This window comes from Sphingopyxis sp. (assembly GCF_036402335.1).
In the GTDB taxonomy this organism is placed as follows: domain Bacteria; phylum Pseudomonadota; class Alphaproteobacteria; order Sphingomonadales; family Sphingomonadaceae; genus Sphingopyxis.
Genome location: NZ_DASWTD010000445.1, coordinates 1 through 19,247, shown reverse-complemented (window position 1 = coordinate 19,247; position 19,247 = coordinate 1). Strand labels below are relative to the sequence as shown.

At 65.8% G+C, this 19,247-nt stretch carries 18 protein-coding genes; 9 read left to right on the top strand and 9 right to left on the bottom strand.

Annotated features, from left to right (window positions below; genetic code table 11):
• The 4 genes from VGD20_RS14375 to VGD20_RS14360 form a co-directional block, all read left to right on the top strand.
• A partial coding sequence (locus VGD20_RS14375) for an ABC transporter ATP-binding protein (protein ID WP_331135099.1) occupies positions 1-244 on the top strand: 244 nt, incomplete at its 5' end.
• Positions 245-347: 103 nt separating this feature from the next.
• Positions 348-995, top strand: a complete 648-nt coding sequence (locus VGD20_RS14370) for a heme exporter protein CcmB (RefSeq protein ID WP_331135098.1) — start codon at positions 348-350, stop codon at positions 993-995.
• Positions 992-1,402 (top strand): VOC family protein, encoded by a 411-nt coding sequence (locus tag VGD20_RS14365; protein ID WP_331135097.1) that lies wholly within the window; start codon positions 992-994, stop codon positions 1,400-1,402. Before VGD20_RS14370 ends, VGD20_RS14365 begins: the two co-directional genes overlap by 4 nt.
• 132 nt (positions 1,403-1,534) lie before the next feature.
• Positions 1,535-2,368, top strand: a complete 834-nt coding sequence (locus VGD20_RS14360; protein ID WP_331135096.1) for a DMT family transporter — start codon at positions 1,535-1,537, stop codon at positions 2,366-2,368.
• A gap of 77 nt (positions 2,369-2,445) precedes the next feature.
• Here VGD20_RS14360 and rplA read toward each other — a convergent pair whose 3' ends face one another.
• The 7 genes from rplA to VGD20_RS14325 all read right to left on the bottom strand — a co-directional run bounded on the left by rplA (position 2,446) and on the right by VGD20_RS14325 (position 7,682).
• Positions 2,446-3,144, bottom strand: coding sequence for a 50S ribosomal protein L1 (gene rplA / locus VGD20_RS14355; RefSeq protein ID WP_056373862.1), 699 nt, complete (start codon positions 3,142-3,144; stop codon positions 2,446-2,448).
• 4 nt (positions 3,145-3,148) lie between these two features.
• Positions 3,149-3,580, bottom strand: a complete 432-nt coding sequence (gene rplK, locus VGD20_RS14350) for a 50S ribosomal protein L11 (RefSeq protein ID WP_077028838.1) — start codon at positions 3,578-3,580, stop codon at positions 3,149-3,151.
• Between the two features lie 153 nt (positions 3,581-3,733).
• Positions 3,734-4,660 (bottom strand): acyl-CoA thioesterase, encoded by a 927-nt coding sequence (locus tag VGD20_RS14345; protein WP_331135095.1) that lies wholly within the window; start codon positions 4,658-4,660, stop codon positions 3,734-3,736.
• A 54-nt stretch (positions 4,661-4,714) separates the two neighbouring features.
• On the bottom strand, positions 4,715-5,251 hold the full coding sequence (nusG, locus tag VGD20_RS14340) for a transcription termination/antitermination protein NusG (protein WP_037516051.1): 537 nt from the start codon (positions 5,249-5,251) through the stop codon (positions 4,715-4,717).
• 34 nt (positions 5,252-5,285) lie between these two features.
• The gene (secE, locus tag VGD20_RS14335) at positions 5,286-5,483 is read right to left on the bottom strand and encodes a preprotein translocase subunit SecE (protein WP_331135094.1); all 198 of its coding nucleotides are present in this window, start codon (positions 5,481-5,483) and stop codon (positions 5,286-5,288) included.
• A 192-nt stretch (positions 5,484-5,675) separates the two neighbouring features.
• Positions 5,676-6,995: an MFS transporter gene (locus VGD20_RS14330; protein WP_331135093.1), complete on the bottom strand. Its 1,320-nt coding sequence runs from the start codon at positions 6,993-6,995 to the stop codon at positions 5,676-5,678.
• A gap of 81 nt (positions 6,996-7,076) precedes the next feature.
• A complete protein-coding gene (locus tag VGD20_RS14325) occupies positions 7,077-7,682 on the bottom strand; it encodes a TetR/AcrR family transcriptional regulator (RefSeq protein ID WP_331135092.1) in 606 nt (201 codons plus the stop codon).
• A gap of 139 nt (positions 7,683-7,821) precedes the next feature.
• On the opposite strand from VGD20_RS14325, the gene VGD20_RS14320 reads away from it, so the two are divergent.
• The 4 genes from VGD20_RS14320 to VGD20_RS14305 are packed head-to-tail and all read left to right on the top strand — an operon-like array spanning position 7,822 to position 14,651.
• Positions 7,822-8,976: an efflux RND transporter periplasmic adaptor subunit gene (locus tag VGD20_RS14320; protein WP_331135091.1), complete on the top strand. Its 1,155-nt coding sequence runs from the start codon at positions 7,822-7,824 to the stop codon at positions 8,974-8,976.
• 6 nt (positions 8,977-8,982) lie between these two features.
• A complete protein-coding gene (locus tag VGD20_RS14315) occupies positions 8,983-12,147 on the top strand; it encodes an efflux RND transporter permease subunit (protein ID WP_331135090.1) in 3,165 nt (1,054 codons plus the stop codon).
• Positions 12,140-13,540 carry an efflux transporter outer membrane subunit gene (locus tag VGD20_RS14310; RefSeq protein ID WP_331135089.1) on the top strand — a complete coding sequence of 467 codons (1,401 nt, stop codon included), beginning with the start codon at positions 12,140-12,142 and terminating at the stop codon, positions 13,538-13,540. Before VGD20_RS14315 ends, VGD20_RS14310 begins: the two co-directional genes overlap by 8 nt.
• Entirely contained in the window at positions 13,503-14,651 is a 1,149-nt protein-coding gene (locus VGD20_RS14305) for a DNA alkylation repair protein (protein WP_331135088.1), read from the top strand. The genes VGD20_RS14310 and VGD20_RS14305 overlap by 38 nt, the downstream gene beginning before the upstream one ends.
• A gap of 148 nt (positions 14,652-14,799) precedes the next feature.
• Here VGD20_RS14305 and VGD20_RS14300 read toward each other — a convergent pair whose 3' ends face one another.
• Positions 14,800-16,848, bottom strand: coding sequence for a transglycosylase domain-containing protein (locus VGD20_RS14300; RefSeq protein WP_331135087.1), 2,049 nt, complete (start codon positions 16,846-16,848; stop codon positions 14,800-14,802).
• Positions 16,849-17,023: 175 nt separating this feature from the next.
• On the opposite strand from VGD20_RS14300, the gene VGD20_RS14295 reads away from it, so the two are divergent.
• A complete protein-coding gene (locus VGD20_RS14295; RefSeq protein ID WP_331135086.1) occupies positions 17,024-18,085 on the top strand; it encodes a nitronate monooxygenase in 1,062 nt (353 codons plus the stop codon).
• On the opposite strand, the gene VGD20_RS14290 is transcribed toward VGD20_RS14295, so the two are convergent.
• Complete coding sequence (locus VGD20_RS14290; protein WP_331135085.1) at positions 18,082-19,017, bottom strand: DUF4886 domain-containing protein; 936 nt, start codon at positions 19,015-19,017, stop codon at positions 18,082-18,084. The two genes, VGD20_RS14295 and VGD20_RS14290, sit on opposite strands and share 4 nt — an antisense overlap.
• Positions 19,018-19,247: the final 230 nt, after the last annotated feature.

Below are 19,247 nucleotides of genomic sequence, written 5' to 3'. Positions count from 1 at the left end.
GGTACCGGTGGCGATGCTGTCGACCGGCCAGCGCAAGCGCGCCGCGATGGTCCGCGTCATCGCTTGCGGCGCGCCGATCTGGCTGCTCGACGAGCCCGCGAACGGGATGGACGATGCCGCGCAGGCACGGCTTGTGGCGGCAATCGGCAGGCATCGGGCGAATGGCGGCGCGGTCCTGCTCGCATCGCATTTTGCGCTCGGCATTCCGGACCTCGCCGAACTCGACATGGGGGCGTTGCCTTGACGTTCGATCACTTCGTCATTGCGAGCGCGGCGAAGCAATCCAGGGCGGCTTACGCGACTCTGGATTGCTTCGCCGCGCTCGCAATGACGGAAGGAAAACCCAAATGACCGCGCTGATCGCCCTGTTCTGGCGCGACCTGCGCCGCGCTTGGGGCAGCGGGGCGCTGTGGTTGCCGGTGCTGTTTTTCCTGCTCGTCGCAACCGCCTTTCCCTTTGCGGTCGGGCCCGACGCACCATTGCTGCGCCGCGCCGGCGGCGGAATGGTGTGGGTCGCGGCGCTGCTCGCGGCGCTATTGCCGATCGACCGGCTGATGAAGCCCGACCGGGACGCCGGCGTGCTCGACCAGCTTGCGGTGCGCGGCTTTGCCGACGAGGTCATCGCGGCCGTAAAAATCGCCGCGCATGCGATCGGCTTTGGATTGCCATTGATGATCGCGCTCTTCCCCGCGTCGGCGCTGCTGGCGCAGGACGCGTCGCGCGTCGAACTGCTCGCGACCGGGATCGCGATCGCCATTCCGGCGCTTGCCGCGCTGGCGGTGCTGAGCGCGGCGCTGACTGCCAATCACAAGGGCGGCAGCGCGATCGGCGGCCTTCTCGTTTTGCCGCTGGCGGTGCCGATGCTGATCTTCGGCGCCGGGATGCTCGACCCGGCCGGGCGCGGCGCGATCAAGCTGCTCGCCGCGACGAGCCTCCTGCTGACGGTGATCGGGCCGTTCGCGGCGGGCGCAGCGCTGCGCGGCCTGCGCGAATGACACGCCAGTCGCTCGCGCATATTGCACTCGTCGTGCGCGATTATGACGAGGCGATCGACTTTTACGTCGGCACGCTCGGCTTCACGCTCGTCGCCGACGAGTATCAGCCCGCGCAGGACAAGCGCTGGGTGCTCGTCGCGCCGCCGGGCAATCCGCCGGGCGGCGCGACGATCCTGCTGGCGCGCGCCGCAAACGCGGAGCAGGCGAAGTTCATCGGCGACCAATCGGGCGGGCGCGTCTTCCTGTTCCTGCAGACCGACGATTTCGGGCGCGACTACCAGCGCCTGCTCGACAGGGGCGTGCGGATCGAGCGCGAACCGCTGGAGGCCGATTATGGTACCGTCGCGGTGTTCCTCGACCTCTACGGCAACAAATGGGACCTGATCGAGTTTCGCAAACCGGTCTGAGCGGCCGTTCCCTTTGGAACAGGGACCGCGGTCCATTCGATAGAGACGCCGCGTTCAATTCGATGGTTGTTCTTTGTTTAGGCCCGACGCAATAGGCGACAATTCACTCGGCGTTGCCATCGAAAGGCCGAAATGTCTCCAGTTGTCATCGGCCTGCTTCTCGCTTCGGCGCTCATCCACGCGATCTGGAATGCCATTGTGAGGAATGGCAGGGATCGCTTCTGGTCGATTGCGGTCATATGTCTGGTCGGCGCCATCGCCGCCTTGCCTTTCGCCCTCGCCCTGAGTCCGCCGGACCCGCAGAGTTGGCCTTATCTCATCCTGTCCTCCCTGCTCCAAATCGGGTACAGCCTGTTTCTGGTCAGGGCTTATCGCGACGGCGAGCTATCGAGCGTCTATCCGATTGCGCGGGGTAGCGCTCCCCTGCTGGTCACGCTCGGCGCCGCCCTGTTCGCCCGCGAGCTACCGAGCACTGCCGGGCTTGCAGGAATTGCCGGGGTTTCGTCGGGCATCATCTTGTTGGCGCTTGGCGGAAACCGCCCGGATCTGAAATCGGCGGCCGCGGCTTTTGTGACGGGTATCTTTATCGCCAGCTATATGGTCGTCGACGGATTTGGTGTCCGCCTGTCGGAAAGCGCGCCCGGCTATGCTGCCTGGCAAGCCGTTACAGCGGGACTGCTGATCCCTCTCTCCTTCGTCATCATCAGACGGCGCGCTCCCGCCTTGCCGCGCGGGAAAGAGGGTGCGCTGGTCATTGGCGCCGGAATATTGGGAACGCTCGGTTATTGCATCGCGATCTGGGCCATGAGTCAAAGCGCAATGGGCGGCGTTTCCGCAATTCGCGAAACCAGCATATTATTTGCAGCCCTGATCGGTACATTCGTGTTGCGCGAAAAGATGACGGTGCCGAAAATCCTCGGCGCGCTGATGGTGACGGCCGGTGTAATCTGTCTCTCGGCAGGATGATGAACCGCTGCCGGCGGCCCACAAGAAAAGGGCCGGAGTTTCCCCCGGCCCTTCCCTGAATCATGTGCCTGTCGAAATCAGGCGCCGGTCACGTCGGCCGTATCGACCTTCACGCCCGGACCCATCGACGACGACAGCGCGATCTTGCGGACATATTTGCCCTTCGCGCCGGCCGGCTTCGCCTTGACGATCGCGTCGACGAACGCGTCGAAGTTCTGGCGGAGCTTTTCCTCGCCGAACGACAGCTTGCCGAGGCCGGCGTGGATGATGCCGACCTTTTCGACGCGGAATTCGATCTGACCGCCCTTGGCGGCCTTCACGGCTTCGGCGACGTTCGGGGTCACGGTGCCCAGCTTCGGGTTCGGCATCAGGCCCTTCGGACCCAGCGTCTTGCCGAGGCGGCCGACGATGCCCATCATGTCCGGCGTCGCGATGACGCGGCCATAGTCGAGGTTACCCGCGAGCATGTCTTCCATCAGGTCTTCGGCACCGACCTTGTCGGCGCCGGCGGCCAGCGCCTTGTCGGCGTTGTCGCCGCGCGCGAACACGGCAACCTTGACGTCCTTGCCGGTACCCGCGGGCAGCGTCACGACGCCGCGGACCATCTGGTCGGCGTGGCGCGGATCGACACCCAGGTTCATCGCGATTTCGAGCGTTTCGTCGAACTTGGCCGAGGCCAGCTCGCGAACGGTCTTCAGCGCTTCGTCGACGGTGTGCAGCTTCAGCGCGTCAACCTTGCCCTCGAGGGCCTTCTGCTTCTTGGTCAGCTTTGCCATCGGTTCAGCCCTCCGTCACTTCGAGGCCCATCGAGCGCGCGCTGCCCTCGATGATCTTCGTTGCCTGTTCCAGATCGTTCGCGTTGAGATCCTTCATCTTGATCTCGGCGATTTCGGTCAGCTTCGAACGCGCGATCTTGCCACCGCTGATCTTGCCAGGTTCCTTCGAGCCCGACTTGAGGTTCGCGGCCTTCTTGATCAGATAAGTTGCCGGCGGGGTCTTCGTGACGAACGAAAAGCTCTTGTCGGCAAAGACGGTGATGATGGTCGGGGTCGGGGTGCCCTTTTCCATGGAATCGGTCGCGGCGTTGAACGCCTTGCAGAATTCCATGATGTTCACGCCGCGCTGACCGAGCGCCGGCCCGAGCGGCGGCGAGGGGTTTGCGGTCCCTGCCGGAACCTGCAGCTTGATGTAGCCGCTGATCTTCTTGGCCATGATGGCCTCCTTTCTTTCTGTCGCCCCGGACGGATCCGGGGCTCAAAATAAGCGGTCGAACAGAAGGGCATCACCCCTTCCTCCCGCGCGGAATCACGCCCGTATCTGACGCGAAGCGGCGCGCATAGGCGCAAACGCCGCCAAAAACAAGCCTTATGCGGGCGGATCGTAGCGGATCAGCCCTTCCTGCACCGCCGAGGCGATCAGCGTGCCGTCGCGGCGATAGATGCGCCCGCGGTTGATCCCGCGCCCGCCACCGCTCCAGTCGCTGTCCATGACATAGACGAACCATTCGTCGACGCGGATGTCGTCGTGGAACCACATCGCATGGTCGAGGCTGGTCGAGAACAGGCCCGGCGTATCCCACGTCATTCCGTGCGGCAGCAGCGTCGTCGAAAGCAGCCCCATGTCCGACGCATAGGCGAGCAGCGCGCGGTGGATCAGCGGATCGTCGCCGACGGGCGCAGAGATGCGGAACCATTCATATTGCATCGTCGCCCTTTCGGACGGCGGCGGCCGGACGGCGCGAACCTCGAACGGGTGCATGCGTGCCATATGCTCGATGCGCCGGTCGCTGATCTTCGGATCGACCGCGATAAAATCGGCGAAGTCCCAGCAGTCCTCGGGCGGCAGGATGCCCGTCATCGGGATCTGGTGCGACAGGCCCTTTTCGGGCGCCTGGAACGAGGCGGTAAGGTTGAAGATCACCTTGCCGTCCTGCCGTACGACAACGCGGCGGTTAGCGAAGCTGCGCCCGTCGAAGTCGCGGTGGACGCGAAAATGGAGCGGCTTTGCCTCGTCACCACCGCGCAGGAAATAGGCGTGGAGCGAATGGACGGACTTGCCGGGATCGATGGTACGCGCCGCGGCGACCATCGCCTGCGCGATCACCTGCCCGCCGAAAATGCGCTGGCGGCGCGGCTGGGTGAAGGCGGGATAGGTGAATTCGTCGGGCTCGTCCGCCGCCTCGAGGTCGAAGAGGTGGACGATATGCCGGACGAGCCGTTCGCGATCGACGCTAGCGTAGATTTCGCGCGCATGGGCGGCACGAGCCTGCATCTCTTCGGGAGTGAGGCTCATGCGCTAATTCCGTTCGCTGGATTCCGCACGCGCCCCGAAAGGCGCGCCGCGATATTATTTGAAGCGCTCGACCTGTTCGAAGTCGAGCTCGACCGGGGTGGCGCGACCAAAGATCGACACCGACACCTTGACGCGCGCCTTTTCGAAATCGAGTTCCTCGACCAGCCCGTTGAAGCTGGCGAAAGGACCGTCGAGCACCTTGACCTGATCGCCGATTTCGTAATCGACGCGGATTTCCTGCTTCGGACGCGCCGCGGCCTCTTCCTTGCTGTTCAGGATGCGCGCGGCTTCGGCTTCGCTGATCGCCTGCGGCTTGCCCATCGAGCCGAGGAAGCCCGTGACCTTCGGCGTGTTCTTGACGAGGTGATAGACATCGTCGGTCATCGTCAGCTTGGCGAGCACATAGCCCGGGAAGAATTTGCGTTCGGCCTGAACCTTCTTGCCACGCTTCACTTCGGTGACGGTTTCGACCGGCACCTCGACCGCCTCGACGAAGTCGGTCAGGCCCATGCGTTCGGCTTCGGAAAGCACCGAATCGCGAACCTTGTTCTCGAAACCCGAATAGGCGTGAATGATGTACCAGCGCGCCATGTGTATCCGTATCCTGTCCCTGTAACCGCGGGCGTTAGCGCGCGAGCGACGTCAGCCAGCTGACGATCGCGTTGAAAACCGTGTCGACGCCGAAAAAGAACAGCGAAAGGATCGTCATCATGATGAGCACCATGATCGTCGTCTGCACCGTCTCGCGGCTGGTGGGCCACACGATCTTGCGGGCTTCGGCGCGTACCTGATTGATGAACTCAGCCGGGCTGGTCTTCGCCATGTCGATCGTCCTGTCCTAATAGCGTCCTTGATCCGGGCCAGATGGGTTGCCGCCCGGCACGCGTCAAGCGTGCTTTGGGCAATAGTCCGCCCACCCTCCCCGAGCGTGTCGGCGAAAGGCGGAAGGAAAACGGCGCATCTGTCCGAATGAAAGCGGCCTTTACTTGGGCCGCGAGGCGATTGCAAGTGCGGGTCAGGCTGCGCGCGCGAGTTCACGCTGCATCAGGAGCAGCAGGCCCGCCATGACGACCCAGCTGACGGTCGGCTGGAGTGCGAACAGCAGATGCAGCTCGCGCGCTGCCGCCGGCCCGTTCTTCGGATCGAACCCCACCAAGTCGAGCAGCAGGTAGCTGACCGCGATCGCGGCGGCGACACCGAATTTCTGCATCAGGTTGAGCAAAGCAAAGAGGAATGCCGAACGGCCCCGTCCGCACCGTGCCGCATCGCGCGGGACCAGGTCCGCGAGCATCGAATAAGTGAACAACAGCCCGACGAAACCCGTCCCGAGCATCAGCGAAAAGCCGACCGCCTGCCCGAGCCCGCTCGGCTGCTGGAACAAGGTCGTCACGAGCAACCCCGAAATCAGGAGTCCCATCGCCATCATCATCGGCGGCTTGCCGAAACGGCGCGCAAGGAGTGTCCAGACGGGCGACGCGAGCGCCCCGCCGATGAAGCTCGCGAAGAGCAGCACGGCGCTTTGGCCGTCGAGATCGAGCACCGCAGCGGCGAAAAACACGAACAGCGACGTCAGCGATCCGAAAGCGAAGCTGTTGAGAAACTGGACGCCGAGCAGCAGGATCAGCGGCGGGAAGGACAGCGACGCGCGGACCTCCTGCCGCCAGCCGATGCCGGGTTCGGCGACGACGGTCCGCAGCGGAACGCGGCTGATCGCAAAGAGAGCGATCGGCACCATGAGGAGGAACAGGCTGGCATAGGCCATGATCCGCCCCTGCAGGCTGATCCCCGGAATCAGCAGCTGCGCCGCCGCCGGTGCGGCAAAGGCAAGGATCAGCGCAATTTTTGCGAACCAGTCGCGCATGCCATAGAGGAGCGCGCTGTCGGCAGGGGTCCGGACGAGCGCCGAGCCCCACGAGAGCTGCGCAACCTCGTAGAGGCTGTAGCTCGAATAGAAGAGCACCATCATCAGGAACAGCGCCGCAAAAGGCAGCTGATCGCCGATGGTCACCAGCGCCAGCAGCAGCAGGAACAGCGGCACGATCGCCAGCAGCATCCAGCGCCGGTGCGCGCCGAGGCCGGTGCGGACGCGGTCGACCATCGTCCCGATCAGCGGATCGACGACACCGTCCCAGATCGTCGTGAGCGAGAAGAGCAGCCCGACCAGCGCGACCGAAATCGCGCCGCCTTCGGCGATATAGGGCGGCAGATAGACGCTGAACGGCAGGCCGAGGATCACGGTCGGCCCGGCCGTCGCGGCATAGGCGGCCACGGTGCGCGGACGCAATGCGGAGGTTTCGTCGGCCGGTGCGGCCGATGGCAGGGCGGTACTGGCCAAGACGTGAAGCTCCCGAAACAGGAAGCCGCAAGCTTTCAGCTATTAACAATCATGTCAACATCAACGAACACCGGCGGCCCTCTACCGGATCTTGAAATGCGACAGGAACGGCTGGAGCCGCCAGTCGATCTGTTCGTTGCTCAGCCACTCGACCTCGATCCCCATCAGCGTGTTCAGCATCGAATCGCCGACGACGATATCGAAGAACAGGCGCGCGGCGGCGTCGGGACGGTCGATCTCGGCCTTGCCCGTCGCCGCCCATTCAGCGAACAGCTCGATCAGCTCCTCGAGCGCGGGCACATGAAGATCGAGGTAAATCTGCATCGCGAATTCGTGATCGCGCAGACTTTCGGATATCAGCATGCGCATCAGGGCGACCGCGTGCGGCGATTCCATCAGCTCGCTCTGGCGATGCGCATAACGCTTCAGGATTTCGACGCTCGACAGCCCCCGCGTCGCATCGTCGTCGAGCGACCGGAGCATGGCCTCGTCGCACCAGCGCGTCGCGATCGCGCGAAGCAGCCCCTGCTTGTTGCCGAACAATTCATAGAGCGTCGCAAGCGACCCGCCCGAGCGCTTGACGATTTCGGCAAGGCTGGTGCGCTCATAGCCCTGTTCGACGAACAGCGCTTCCGCTGCGTCGAGAATGGCTCCCTGCCGCCGTTCGCGCGGCGATGACCTATCCATTTGACATAAAGCCGATTCCGACATGCCCAATTGCAACCCCTCCTCTTGCTCTTTTTTGTAATTTAAATTACACGGCGCCTCAACGCAAGCTTTTGCGTATATAACAATCCCGCACAACTGCGATTTTTCAGGGGTTCATATGAGTCGCGTCCGCTCTCTCAGCTGCGCCGCCGGCGCCGCGCTGGCCTTGCTGCTGGCTTCCTGCTCGTCCGAAGCACCGCCCGCGCCGCCGCCGCCCGAGGTCAATATCGTGACGATCCGCACCCAGACGGTGCCGAACGTCATCGAACTGCCCGGCCGCGTCCAAGCGTATCGCACCTCCGAAGTGCGCGCACGCGTCGACGGCATCGTCGAACGGCGCCTGTTCAACGAGGGCAGCTTCGTGCGTGCCGGGACCGCCTTGTTCCGCATCGATCCTCGCCAGCTGACCGCGACCGCCAACGCGGCGCGTGCGCAGCTCGCCCGCGCGCAGGCGACTGCCGCCAATGCACGGCAAGTGGTCGGCCGCTATCAGCCGCTGCTCGCCGACCAGGCGATCGGCAAACAGGAATATGATGCCGCGGTCGCGGCGCAGCGTACCGCCGAAGCCGACGTGCAGGCGGCGCAGGCCAATCTGGAATCGGCGCGCCTGAACCTCGGCTATTCGATGGTGACCGCGCCCATCGCGGGCCGCGCGCGCCGCGCCGAAGTGACCGAAGGGGCGCTGGTCAGCGCCGGACAGGGCACATTGTTGACGACGATCGAACAGATCGACCGCGTCTACGTCAATTTCGGCCAGTCGAGCTCGGACCTGCTGGCGACCCGGCGCGACATGGGGTCGGGCAAGGTCAGCGCGCCGCAACTAGAACGCGTCGAAGTGCAGCTGATCCTCGAGGACGGCACCCCCTACCCGGTCGTCGGCCACCTCGACTTCTTCGACCTCTCGATCGACGAGGCGACGGGGACTGCCGCACTGCGCGCCGAATTCCCGAACCCGACCTCGGCGCTGCTCCCCGGCCAGTTCGTGCGTGCGCGCATCTTTGCGGGCAACCGTGCCGACGGCGTCCTCATCCCGCAGCGCGCGGTCAAGCTCGCGGCCGATGCGGCCAGCGTGATGGTCCTCGATGCCAAGAACAATGCGACGCCGCGTCCGGTGAAGCTCGGTACGATGATCGCCGGCCAGTGGGCGATCCTCGACGGACTGAAGCCCGGCGACCGCGTGATCGTCGACGGGCTGCAAAAGGTCCAGCCGGGCCAGCCCGTGCGCATCGCGCAGCCCAAGGGAACCGCGTCGACCCCCGCGGCAAAGCGCTGACCTGACATGACACCCCGCTTCTTCATCGACCGGCCCATCTTCTCGTGGGTCATCGCCATCGGCATCCTGCTTGCCGGGATCATCGCGCTGCGCGGGCTTCCCGTGGAGCAATATCCGTCGGTCGCGCCGCCGTCGCTGACGATCGGCGTCACCTATCCGGGCGCCGACGCCGGCACGCTCGAGCAGAATGTGACGCAGGTCATCGAGCAGGAGCTCAACGGGGTCGAGGGCTTCCTCTACATGGCCTCGACCAGCGAATCGAACGGCACGGCCTCGATCACCCTGACCTTCGAGGCGGGAACCGACATCGACAATGCACAGATGGAGGTGCAGAACCGCCTGCGCCGCGTCGAGCAGCGCCTGCCCGAGGACGTCCGCCGCCAGGGCATCTCGGTGACCGAAGCCAATTCGGGCTTCCTGCTGATCGTCGCGATCACCTCGAAGAGCGGCAATACCGACCCGATGGAGGTCAACAACTTCGCCAATACGCGCGTGCTCGACGAATTGCGCCGCGTGAACGGGGTCGGCAACGTCCAGGCGTTCGCGCCCGAATATGCGATGCGCATCTGGCTCGACCCGCAAAAGCTGGCCTCGCACAACCTGTCGCCCGCCGAGGCACTCGGCGCGGTGCAGGAACAGAACAGCCAGACGCCGGGCGGCCAGCTCGGCGACCAGCCGCTCGCCAAGGGCGCGCAGCTCAACGCCGTGATCACGACGCAGGGCCGTTTCACCAAGCCCGAACAGTTCGAAAGCATCATCCTGCGCGCCAATCCCGACGGGTCGGCGGTCACGCTCGGCGACGTCGGCCGCGTCGAACTCGGCGCGGCGAGCTATCTCTTCTCGTCCGAACTCAACGGCAAGCCGATGGCGGGCCTCGCGGTCCAGCTGACCCCCGGCGCCAACGCGCTGTCGACCGCGCAGGGTATCCGCGACCGCATGGACGAGCTGTCGAAGGGCTTTCCGCCCGACATCACCTGGTCGATCCCGTACGACACGACCCCGTTCATCAGCCTGTCGATCGAAGAGGTGGTGAAGACGCTGGGCGAGGCGATGCTGCTCGTCTTCCTCGTGATGTTCCTCTTCCTCCAGAACTGGCGCGCGACCGTGATCCCGACGGTGGTCGTGCCGATCGCGCTCGCGGGCGCGTGCCTCGGGCTCTGGATGTTCGGTTTCTCGATCAACGTGCTGACCCTGTTCGGCATGGTGCTGGCGATCGGCATCCTCGTCGACGACGCGATCGTCGTGATCGAGAATGTCGAGCGCATCATGAACGAGGAACATCTGTCGCCCTATGACGCGACGGTGAAGGCGATGAGCCAGATCACCTCGGCGATCATCGGCATCACGCTGGTGCTGATCGCGGTGTTCATCCCGATGGCCTTCTTCCCGGGCTCGACGGGCGGCATCTACCGCCAGTTCTCGATGACGCTCGCGATCTCGATCGCCTTCTCGGCGCTGCTCGCGCTGACGCTGACCCCGGCGCTCTGCGCGACGCTCCTGAAGCCGCACGACAACACCGAACGCAAGGGCCGCATCGGCGCGTTTTTCGACCGCTTCTTCGCCGGCTTCAACCGCTGGTTCGGCCGCACCACCGACCGCTATCAGGGTGGCGTCGGCAAGATGCTCGCGGCGCCGCTGCGCTGGCTCGGCGTTTTCGTGGCGATGGTCGCGGTGACGGCCCTGCTCTTCACGCGCCTGCCCGGCTCCTTCCTGCCGCAGGAAGACCAGGGCTATCTGGTGACCGTGATCCAGGCGCCCCCCGGCGCGACGACGCAGCGCACCAACGAGGCGACCAGGCAGGTGAAGGCCTTCTTCGCCGAGCAGCCGCAGGTTGCCAATGTCGTGTCGGTCAACGGCTTCAGCTTCTTTGGCCAGGGCCAGGCGAACGCGATCATGTTCACCCCGCTGAAGCCGTGGGACGAGCGCAAGGGCGAAGGCGACAGCGCCGACGCGATCGCCGGCAAGGCGATGGGCGCCTATTCGAACATCAAGGAAGCCTTTGCCTTCTCGCTGAGCCCGCCGTCGATTCCTGAACTCGGCACGTCGAGCGGTTTCACCTTCAAGCTGCAGGACCGCGGCGGCAACGGGCGCGATGCGCTGATCGCCGCGCGGAACCAGATGCTCGGCGGCGCGATGCAGAGCAAGCTGCTCGCCAACGTCCGCCCCGAGGGTCAGGAGGATGCGCCGGTGCTGAAGGTCGATATCGACCGGATCCAGGCGCGCGCGCTCGGCCTGTCGATCGGCGACGTCAACGCGACGCTCGCGATCAGCTTCGGCAGTGCTTACGCCAACGACTTCACCCGCGAAGGCCGCGTGCTGCGCGTGCTGCTCCAGGCCGATGCCGCGAACCGCATGACGCCGCAGGACGTGCTCGACCTGCGCGTGCGCAGCGCCAATGGCGACATGGTTCCCTTCGGATCGTTCAGCAAGGCGGCTTGGTCTGCGGAGGCACCGCAGCTCCAGCGTTATAACGGCTATCCCGCGATGACGATTTCGGGCGAGCCCGCGCCGGGCCAGTCGACCGGCGAGGCGATGGCCGAGATGGAACGGCTCGCGCAGGCGCTGCCGGCGGGCTTCTCGTTCGAGTGGACCGGCATCTCCTACGAAGAAAAGCAGTCGGCGGGCCAGATCGGCCTGCTGCTCGGCCTGTCGCTGGTCGTCGTCTTCCTGCTGCTGTCGGCGCTCTACGAAAGCTGGGCGGTGCCGGTTGCGGTGCTGCTCGTGGTGCCGCTCGGCGTGCTCGGCGCGGTGCTCTTCTCGATGTTCCGCGGCCTCAGCGCCGACATCTACTTCAACGTCGGGCTGATCACGATCATCGGGCTTGCCGCGAAGAATGCGATCCTGATCGTCGAATTCGCGATCGAACAGGAAGCCGAGGGCAAGCCGACGCTCGACGCGGTGATGGAGGCGGTGAAGCTCCGCCTGCGGCCGATCATCATGACCAGCCTCGCCTTCATCCTCGGCATGGTTCCGCTCGTCATTGCGAGCGGCGCCGGCGCCGCGAGCCGCATCGCGGTCGGATCGGGCGTGATGGGCGGGATGATCGCGGCCACGTTGCTCGGCATCTTCTTCATCCCGCTCTTCTACCTGTCGGTGCGCAAGTGGATCAGCCGCAAGCGGCCGCCCGCCCCAGCCGAAAAAGGACATCATGAGGAACCCGGTCATGCGTAACCTGATCGCGCTCGCCGCCGCGACGACGCTCGCCGGATGCGTCAACATGGCGCCGAAGCATGAGCGCCCGCCGCTGTCGACCGCGGCCGATTATCCGGCCGAATTCGCGGGCGACGTGACGCTCGGCCAGCGCGCCACCGAGGTCAGCTGGCGCGACTTCTTTGCCGATCCGCAGCTCGAAGTGCTGATCGCGCAGGCGATCGAACGCAACCGCGACCTCGCCGTCGCGATCGCGCAGATCGAGGAAGCGCGCGGCCTCTATCGCATCCAGGACGCCGACCGCCTGCCGACTGTGGGCGCGAGCGCCGACGCGACGCGGACGCGCGGGCCGTCGCTGACCGGTCCGGGCACCGACACCACCAACCGCTATTCGGTCGGCGTCGGGGTAACCTCGTTCGAGCTCGATTTCTGGGGCCGCGTCAAGAATCTCTCCGAAGCCGCGCGCAGCCAGTATCTCGCGACCGAGCAGGCCGAGCGCGCTTTCCGCCTCGCGCTCGTCCGCGATGTCGCCTCGACCTATTTCTCGTCGCGCGGCGCCGAGGAGCAGATCGAGTTGGCCGAAGCGACGGTGGTCAGCCGCAAGGAAGGACTGCGCATCGCCAAGCGGCGGCTCGATGCCGGGGTGACCTCGGCGCTCGACTATCGCCAGTCCGAAACGCTGCTGACGCAGGCCGAAACGCAGCTTGCGAGCCTGAAGCTCGGCAAGGCACAGGCCGACAATTTCCTCGCCGTGCTGACGGGCGGGCCGGTGAACGGCCCCCTCCCCGCCGCGCTCCCCCTCGTGGCGCAGGGCCAGTCGCCGACCCTGACCGCCGGCCTGCCCTCCGACCTGCTCGTCGCCCGCCCCGACGTCCTTGCGGCCGAAGAGCGGCTCCGCGCCGCACGCGCCAATATCGGCGCCGCGCGCGCCGCCTTCTTCCCGTCGATCTCGCTGACCGGCAATTTCGGCTTCGCCTCGGGATCGCTCGACAATCTGTTCAGCGACAATGGCATGACGTGGAGTTTTGGCCCCTCGATCAGCCTGCCGATCTTCGATTTCGGCCGGAACAAGGGCAATCTCACCGTTGCCGAGGCGCGCGAGAATATTGCCGTTGCGACCTATGAACGCACCGTGCAGGGCGCCTTCCGCGAAGTCGCCGACGCACTCGCGGGACGGCGCTACCTTGCCGAACAGGTCGAGGCGCAGGAACGCGGGACGCTGGCGACGCGGCAGATCGCCGACCTTGCCCGCAAGCGTTATCGCGAAGGCGTGTCGACCTATCTCGAAGTGCTCGATGCCGAACGCAACCTGTTCGCCGCCGAACAGACGCTGATCGAACTTCGCCGCGCGCAGGTCGATAATCTGGTGACGCTCTATGTCGCGCTGGGCGGCGGGCTGGTCGAGCGGCGTTGACCTCTGCCGCATGACCGTTGACACCCCCGCGCTGCTCAAGGACATCCTCGGTCCGGAGGCAGTGACGACGATCGCCGATGCCGGCACCGCCGCATCGGGGCGCTTCGACCGGCAGGCCTTCGTGCGTGCTGCGTCGGACGGGCTCGATTCCTTGTCGATCATGGAGCGGGTGCGCCATATCGCCGATGCGCTGCACGATGCGCTGCCCCGCGACCATGCGGCGGCGTTCGATATTCTCCGCGCGATGGCGCCGCGGCTGACGCATGGCTTCCAGGCGATCGCGATCACCGAATATGTCGCGCGCCATGGGTTGGATGATTTCGACCGGTCGATGGACGCGCTCGCCGACCTGACGCGCTTCGGCTCGGCCGAATTCGCCGTCCGCCCGTTTCTCGCGCGCGATGCAATGCGAGCGCTGGCCACCATGACGCGCTGGGCGACCAGCAACGACGAACATGTGCGCCGGCTCGCCAGCGAAGGCGCGCGGCCAAGACTTCCCTGGGCGGCGCGCGTTCCGGCGCTCAAGGACGATCCGACGCTCGCGGCGCCGATCCTCGACATACTCAAGGCCGATCCCGGCCTTTATGTCCGCAAATCGGTCGCCAACCATCTCAACGATATTGCGAAGGATCGCCCGGACTGGCTGCTCGATCGCCTCGCGGAATGGCCACGGGACGATCCCCGCACGATCTGGATCATCCGCCATGCATTGCGCACCCTCATCAAGCAGGGCGATCCGCGGGCGCTGGCACTGATCGGGGTCGGGCACGGCGCCGAAGTTACCGTGCGCCGCTTCGTGATCGAACCCCGGCAGGTAGGGCTGGGCGACCGGATTTCGATCGCCGCCGACCTCGCCTCGAACGCGCCGGGCAATCAGCGACTGGTCGTCGATTATCGCGTCCACTACGCGCGCGCCGGCGGCAAGACGGCGCCCAAGGTGTTCAAGCTCAAGACCTTTGAACTCGCCGGGGGCGACGCGATCACGCTCGCCATATCGCAGACGATCCGCGATTTCAGCACGCGGCGCCACTATCCGGGGCTCCATGAGGTCGAATTGATCGTCAACGGCCGGACGATGGCGACCGCGGCGTTCGATCTGTTGCCCGGCTGACACGGCCTTGAATCAAGCATTCTGAAAAACCCGCGTGTCTCCGCGAAAGCGGGGACTCATTTCCCGATGGCTCGAAACAGCTCCGACCGGAGATGGGCTCCCGCCTTCGCGGGAGCACACAGCTTATTCCATCAAAGATGCTTACGCTCTAATTTCCGGGCGGCGGCTGTGGTTCGGGTACCGCCGGCTCGGGCGCGCGGTTCTGGATCGGCAGGCGCAGGTCGATCCGGCTACCGTTGATTTCGGTCGTGATCACCGCATCGCCGCCCTCGATCCCGACGCGCGTGCGGTCGCCGACCGGGATGTCGCCAATATCGGGGATGTCGAGCGGCTCGACCGGCCCCGCGGGATCGACGGGCTTCGGACGCGGCGCGGCCTTCCGGCCCGACGCCCCGGTCATGAAATCGCGCCAGATGCGGGCAGGCAGCCCGCCGCCCGATATCCCCTGAAGCGGTGTGTTATCGTCGTTGCCGATCCACACCCCGACGACGAGGCCGTTCGCATAGCCGACGAACAGCGCGTCGCGATTGTCCTGGCTCGTTCCCGTCTTGCCGAAATTCGCCTGCGGAAGCCGCGCCGCGCGGCCCGTGCCGCGGTTGACCGCGGCGCGCAGCATCTGCTCGATATCGTCATGCTCGTCCGACCCGAAACTGCTCGGCCCCGAGATCAGATTTTCGAACCAGCCCCGTTCCTCGCCCTTGAACGCGCGCGGCTCGACCGGATAGCTGTTCGCAGCGACCGCGGCATAGGCGGCGGTGAGTTCGAGCAAGGTCATGCTCGACGTACCCAGCGCGAGGCTGGGATCGCCCTTGGTCATCGGCGCGGTGACCCCCAGGTCGCGCGCCATGTCGATGACCTTGTCGTCGCCGACCTCGCGGAGCAGCCGCACCGCGGCGACATTGCTCGACGTCGCGAACGCATCCTCCAGCGTGATCGATTTCGAATAGGCGCCGCCCGCATTCTTCGGCCGGTACGATCCGGTCTCGATCGCGCTGTTGTCGATCATGTCGTCGGGTTCCCAGCCGGCACGAAGCGCGGCGAGATAGACGAACAATTTGAAGGTCGAACCCGGCTGGCGCCGCGCCTGCGTCGCACGATTGAAGGGCGACGCGGCGTAATCCTTGCCGCCGATCATCGCGACGACCTCGCCGTTCGGGCGCATCGCGACGAGCGCGACCTGCGCCTTGCCCAGCCCGGCGCGGCCGGTCACGCGCCGCGCCACCCCCTGCAACCGCGCGTCGAGCGTCGTCGTGATCGTCTGGCGCGAATAGCCGACGTCGCTCAATTTACGCGCCTCGGGCAGCGCCCAGTCGGCGAAATAGGTGCCGGTCGGCAGCGTATTGCGGCTGCGCACGTCGATGCGCGGCGTCCGGATCGCCTTCGCTTCCGTTTCGGTCAGCGTGCCGGTGTCGACCATCGCGTTCAGCACCAGCTTCATCCGCTTTTCGGCAAGGTCGGGGTTCTTCGTCGGCGCAAGGCGCGAGGGCGCCTGCACCAGCCCCGCGAGCATCGCCGCCTGCGCGGGGGTCAGCTTTTCGGGCTGGCGATAGAAATAATGGAGCGACGCGGCGCGCAGGCCATAGGTGTTGTCGCCGAAATAGGCGTTCGACAGATAGCGTTCGAGGATCTCGTCCTTGCTCAGCCACGCCTCGAGCCAGAAGGCGATCAGCGCCTCGCGCGCCTTTCGTCCCAGCGTCCGTTTGGGCGACAGGAAGGTGAATTTCGCGAGCTGCTGCGTGATCGTGCTGCCGCCCTGCGTCCGTCCGCCGGTGACATTGCTCCACACCGCGCGCGCGATGCTGCGCGGGTCGATCCCCCAATGGCTGTAGAAACGCCGGTCCTCGATCGCGAGGAAAGCGCCGGTCACATGCTTCGGCAGGTCCTTCGTCTTCACCGGCGCATCGACGATGGCGCCGATGCGTGCGATCGGAGTGCCGTCCGACGCCAGCAAGGTGATCTGCGGCGGCGCGATCGGTTCGAGCGATTTCGACAGCGGCGCGGTGAGCGCGAGCCAGCCGACAAGCAGGATGAAGAATATCGCGAAGATCGCGAAGCCGCGTGAAATGCGCCGCGTCCATTTGCGCCTGCGCGTCTCGGGAACGACCGGCGGCGGCGGCGCTGCGATATCGGCGAACGGGCCACCCGGCGTCACGGCGAGGGTCGGATCGGGGCCTTCGGGTTTACGAAACCATTTCATGCTCGGCCGCCGTATTACAATCACAACACAGCATAAGCAAATGGCTTGTGACGGCTGCCGCGCGGGACAATGAATGTTTCATGTCGTCCATTCACCTCGCGGCGGCGGGCTTGTAAAGCGATTGTGCAAGGGCGGAATATGCCGCATCGCCGCGACAGTTCGATGGAAAGGATCGATGATGACCGGTAACGCGCTGATCGAGCGGATCGGCATCCGCCTGCCGATCATCCAGGCGCCGATGGCGGGCGTCTCCTCGCCCGTCATGGCAGCAGCGGTGAGCGAGGCTGGCGCGCTCGGGTCGATCGCGGTCGGTGCAACCGATGCGGACGGCGCACGCCAGATGATCGCGGAGGTGCGCGCAAGATCGGGCCGCCCTTTCAACGTCAACCTGTTCTGTCATCGTCCCGCGGAGGCCGACGCGGCCATCGAGGCGGCGTGGATCGAGCGCTTTCGTCCGCTGTTCGCGGCGTTCGATGCCGCCCCGCCCCCGGTGCTTGCCGAAATCTACCGCAGCTTCGTCGACGATGATGCCATGCTCGGGATGCTGCTCGACACGCGCCCCGCGGTGGTGAGTTTCCATTTCGGCCTCCCGGGCGCGGAAGCGGTGCGCGCCCTGCGCGGCGCAGGGATCGTGCTGCTCGCCACCGCAACGAACCTCGCCGAAGCACAAGCGATCGCCGCGGCCGGCATCGATGCCGTCGTCGCGCAGGGATGGGAAGCGGGCGGGCATCGCGGCATGTTCGATCCCGACGCCGATGACGCACGGATGGACATGATCGCCCTCACCCGGCTTCTCGTCCGCGGGACCGCGCTCCCGGTGGTCGCCGCCGGCGGGATCATGGATGGGCGCGGGATCGCAGCCGCGCTCGAAGTCGGGGCATCGGCGGCGCAGCTTGGCACGGCCTTCATCGCAAGCGACGAAAGCCTGGCCGATGCCGGTTATCGCGCAGCGCTTGCCAGCGCCGCCGCGCATCGCACGGAAATGACACGCGCAATTTCGGGAAGACCGGCGCGCAGCCTCGCAAACCGCTTCACCGTGCTCGGCGCGGGCATCCCGGCGGGCGCCGTTCCGGCCTATCCGATCGCCTACGATCTCGGCAAAGCGCTCCATGCCGCGGCGAAAGCAAAGGGCGAAAGCGGCTTTGGCGCGCAATGGGCCGGTCAGGGTGCGCCGGCGGTGCGCGCGATGCCCGCGGCGCGGCTGATCGAAACGCTCGCCGCCGAAATGGCGGACTAGCCCCCCGCGTTTTTCAGCGTATCGCGCGCCACAGCCTGCAATGCGACGGCCTGAGCGTCCGAAAGCCCGAGTTCGTCGGCGCCCTTTTCCTTGGGGCCGAGCGTCGTGGGGTCGATTCCGGTAATCGCCCCGAACGTCACGAGCGCCGAGAGATAATAGCCCGCGACGCTCGCATGATAATGGTCATACGCCCATAGGTCGAGTTGGCCATAGGCGATCCCGTCATAGGGGTTGGGGTCGGCGACACCGTTCGCCATGGCGCGGCTCCACGCCTGCCCCACCGGCACGATTCCCGCCACGGACGGCGTGGCGGATCGTGCGCGGTCGGCTGCGGCGCGGAGGTCATCGGCCATCGCCGTCACCGGCTTGCCGTACCAATGCCCCCCCGATTTGTAGGTTTCGTCGGCGCGCGTCCACGTCGACGCGAGCCGGATATCGACCGCCGGATTGCGCGCCCTGAACAGCGCCGACAGCCGCGCGACGTCGCGCAGGTAATTCGTCGGATCGCCCGGCTTTGCCCGGTCGAGCGTACTGAGTTCCTGCAACACGACGATGTCCCATGATCGGTCGAACAACTGGCGCCGCTCGTCGTAATGAAAGCCCAGCGTCTTCCCGCCCTGCGTTTCGAGGCTGACGTCATAGTCGAGCCCCGCCTGCCGGGCGAACAGCTTGAACAGCGCGGGCACGCCGCCATAGCCCGCCTTGTTGAGGTCGGTGACGCTGCCCGCCCGCCAATTGCGCGCCGCCGAATGCGCGCCTTGCGTAAAGCTGTTGCCGATGAACAGGATCGTCTTCGGCGCCGCCTTTGCGGGCGGGGTCGACGAGGCGGTCGGCGCGGGCGCGCTTGCCGCCGTCTCACCATGCGGGGCGGTACTGGCGACCGCCTGGCCGGGCGCGCACCCTGCCAGCGCCAGCAGCACCGCTCCCGACATGGCCCTCAGGGATCCAGTGGATAGACGCCCCGAAGCTCGTTGTTTTGCGTTTCGCATCAGAATTTCACCGTTGCGCCGACATAGAAGCGGCGGCCGGCAATATCATAGACGCCGTTCTGGTTGGTCAACCGGCCACTCTCGGTTCCGGTCGGCAGGAAGGGGCTGGTCGAATCGAACAGATTGTTCACCCCGCCATAGAGGCGGAATTCCTTGCCGCCCGTATCGAGGTC

Excerpts from the sequence above, each read along its gene's own strand:
- rplK (WP_077028838.1), bottom strand. The coding sequence starts at position 3,580 with ATGGCCAAGAAGATCAGCGGCTACATCAAGCTGCAGGTTCCGGCAGGG.
- VGD20_RS14305 (WP_331135088.1), top strand. The coding sequence starts at position 13,503 with ATGTCGCGCTGGGCGGCGGGCTGGTCGAGCGGCGTTGACCTCTGCCGC.
- secE (WP_331135094.1), bottom strand. The coding sequence starts at position 5,483 with ATGGCGAAGACCAGCCCGGCTGAGTTCATCAATCAGGTACGCGCCGAA.
- VGD20_RS14325 (WP_331135092.1), bottom strand. The coding sequence starts at position 7,682 with ATGGATAGGTCATCGCCGCGCGAACGGCGGCAGGGAGCCATTCTCGAC.
- VGD20_RS14320 (WP_331135091.1), top strand. The coding sequence starts at position 7,822 with ATGAGTCGCGTCCGCTCTCTCAGCTGCGCCGCCGGCGCCGCGCTGGCC.
- VGD20_RS14290 (WP_331135085.1), bottom strand. The coding sequence starts at position 19,017 with ATGTCGGGAGCGGTGCTGCTGGCGCTGGCAGGGTGCGCGCCCGGCCAG.
- VGD20_RS14300 (WP_331135087.1), bottom strand. The coding sequence starts at position 16,848 with ATGAAATGGTTTCGTAAACCCGAAGGCCCCGATCCGACCCTCGCCGTG.
- VGD20_RS14360 (WP_331135096.1), top strand. The coding sequence starts at position 1,535 with ATGTCTCCAGTTGTCATCGGCCTGCTTCTCGCTTCGGCGCTCATCCAC.
- VGD20_RS14295 (WP_331135086.1), top strand. The coding sequence starts at position 17,024 with ATGATGACCGGTAACGCGCTGATCGAGCGGATCGGCATCCGCCTGCCG.
- VGD20_RS14310 (WP_331135089.1), top strand. The coding sequence starts at position 12,140 with ATGCGTAACCTGATCGCGCTCGCCGCCGCGACGACGCTCGCCGGATGC.
- nusG (WP_037516051.1), bottom strand. The coding sequence starts at position 5,251 with ATGGCGCGCTGGTACATCATTCACGCCTATTCGGGTTTCGAGAACAAG.
- rplA (WP_056373862.1), bottom strand. The coding sequence starts at position 3,144 with ATGGCAAAGCTGACCAAGAAGCAGAAGGCCCTCGAGGGCAAGGTTGAC.
- VGD20_RS14370 (WP_331135098.1), top strand. The coding sequence starts at position 348 with ATGACCGCGCTGATCGCCCTGTTCTGGCGCGACCTGCGCCGCGCTTGG.
- VGD20_RS14365 (WP_331135097.1), top strand. The coding sequence starts at position 992 with ATGACACGCCAGTCGCTCGCGCATATTGCACTCGTCGTGCGCGATTAT.
- VGD20_RS14315 (WP_331135090.1), top strand. The coding sequence starts at position 8,983 with ATGACACCCCGCTTCTTCATCGACCGGCCCATCTTCTCGTGGGTCATC.
- VGD20_RS14345 (WP_331135095.1), bottom strand. The coding sequence starts at position 4,660 with ATGAGCCTCACTCCCGAAGAGATGCAGGCTCGTGCCGCCCATGCGCGC.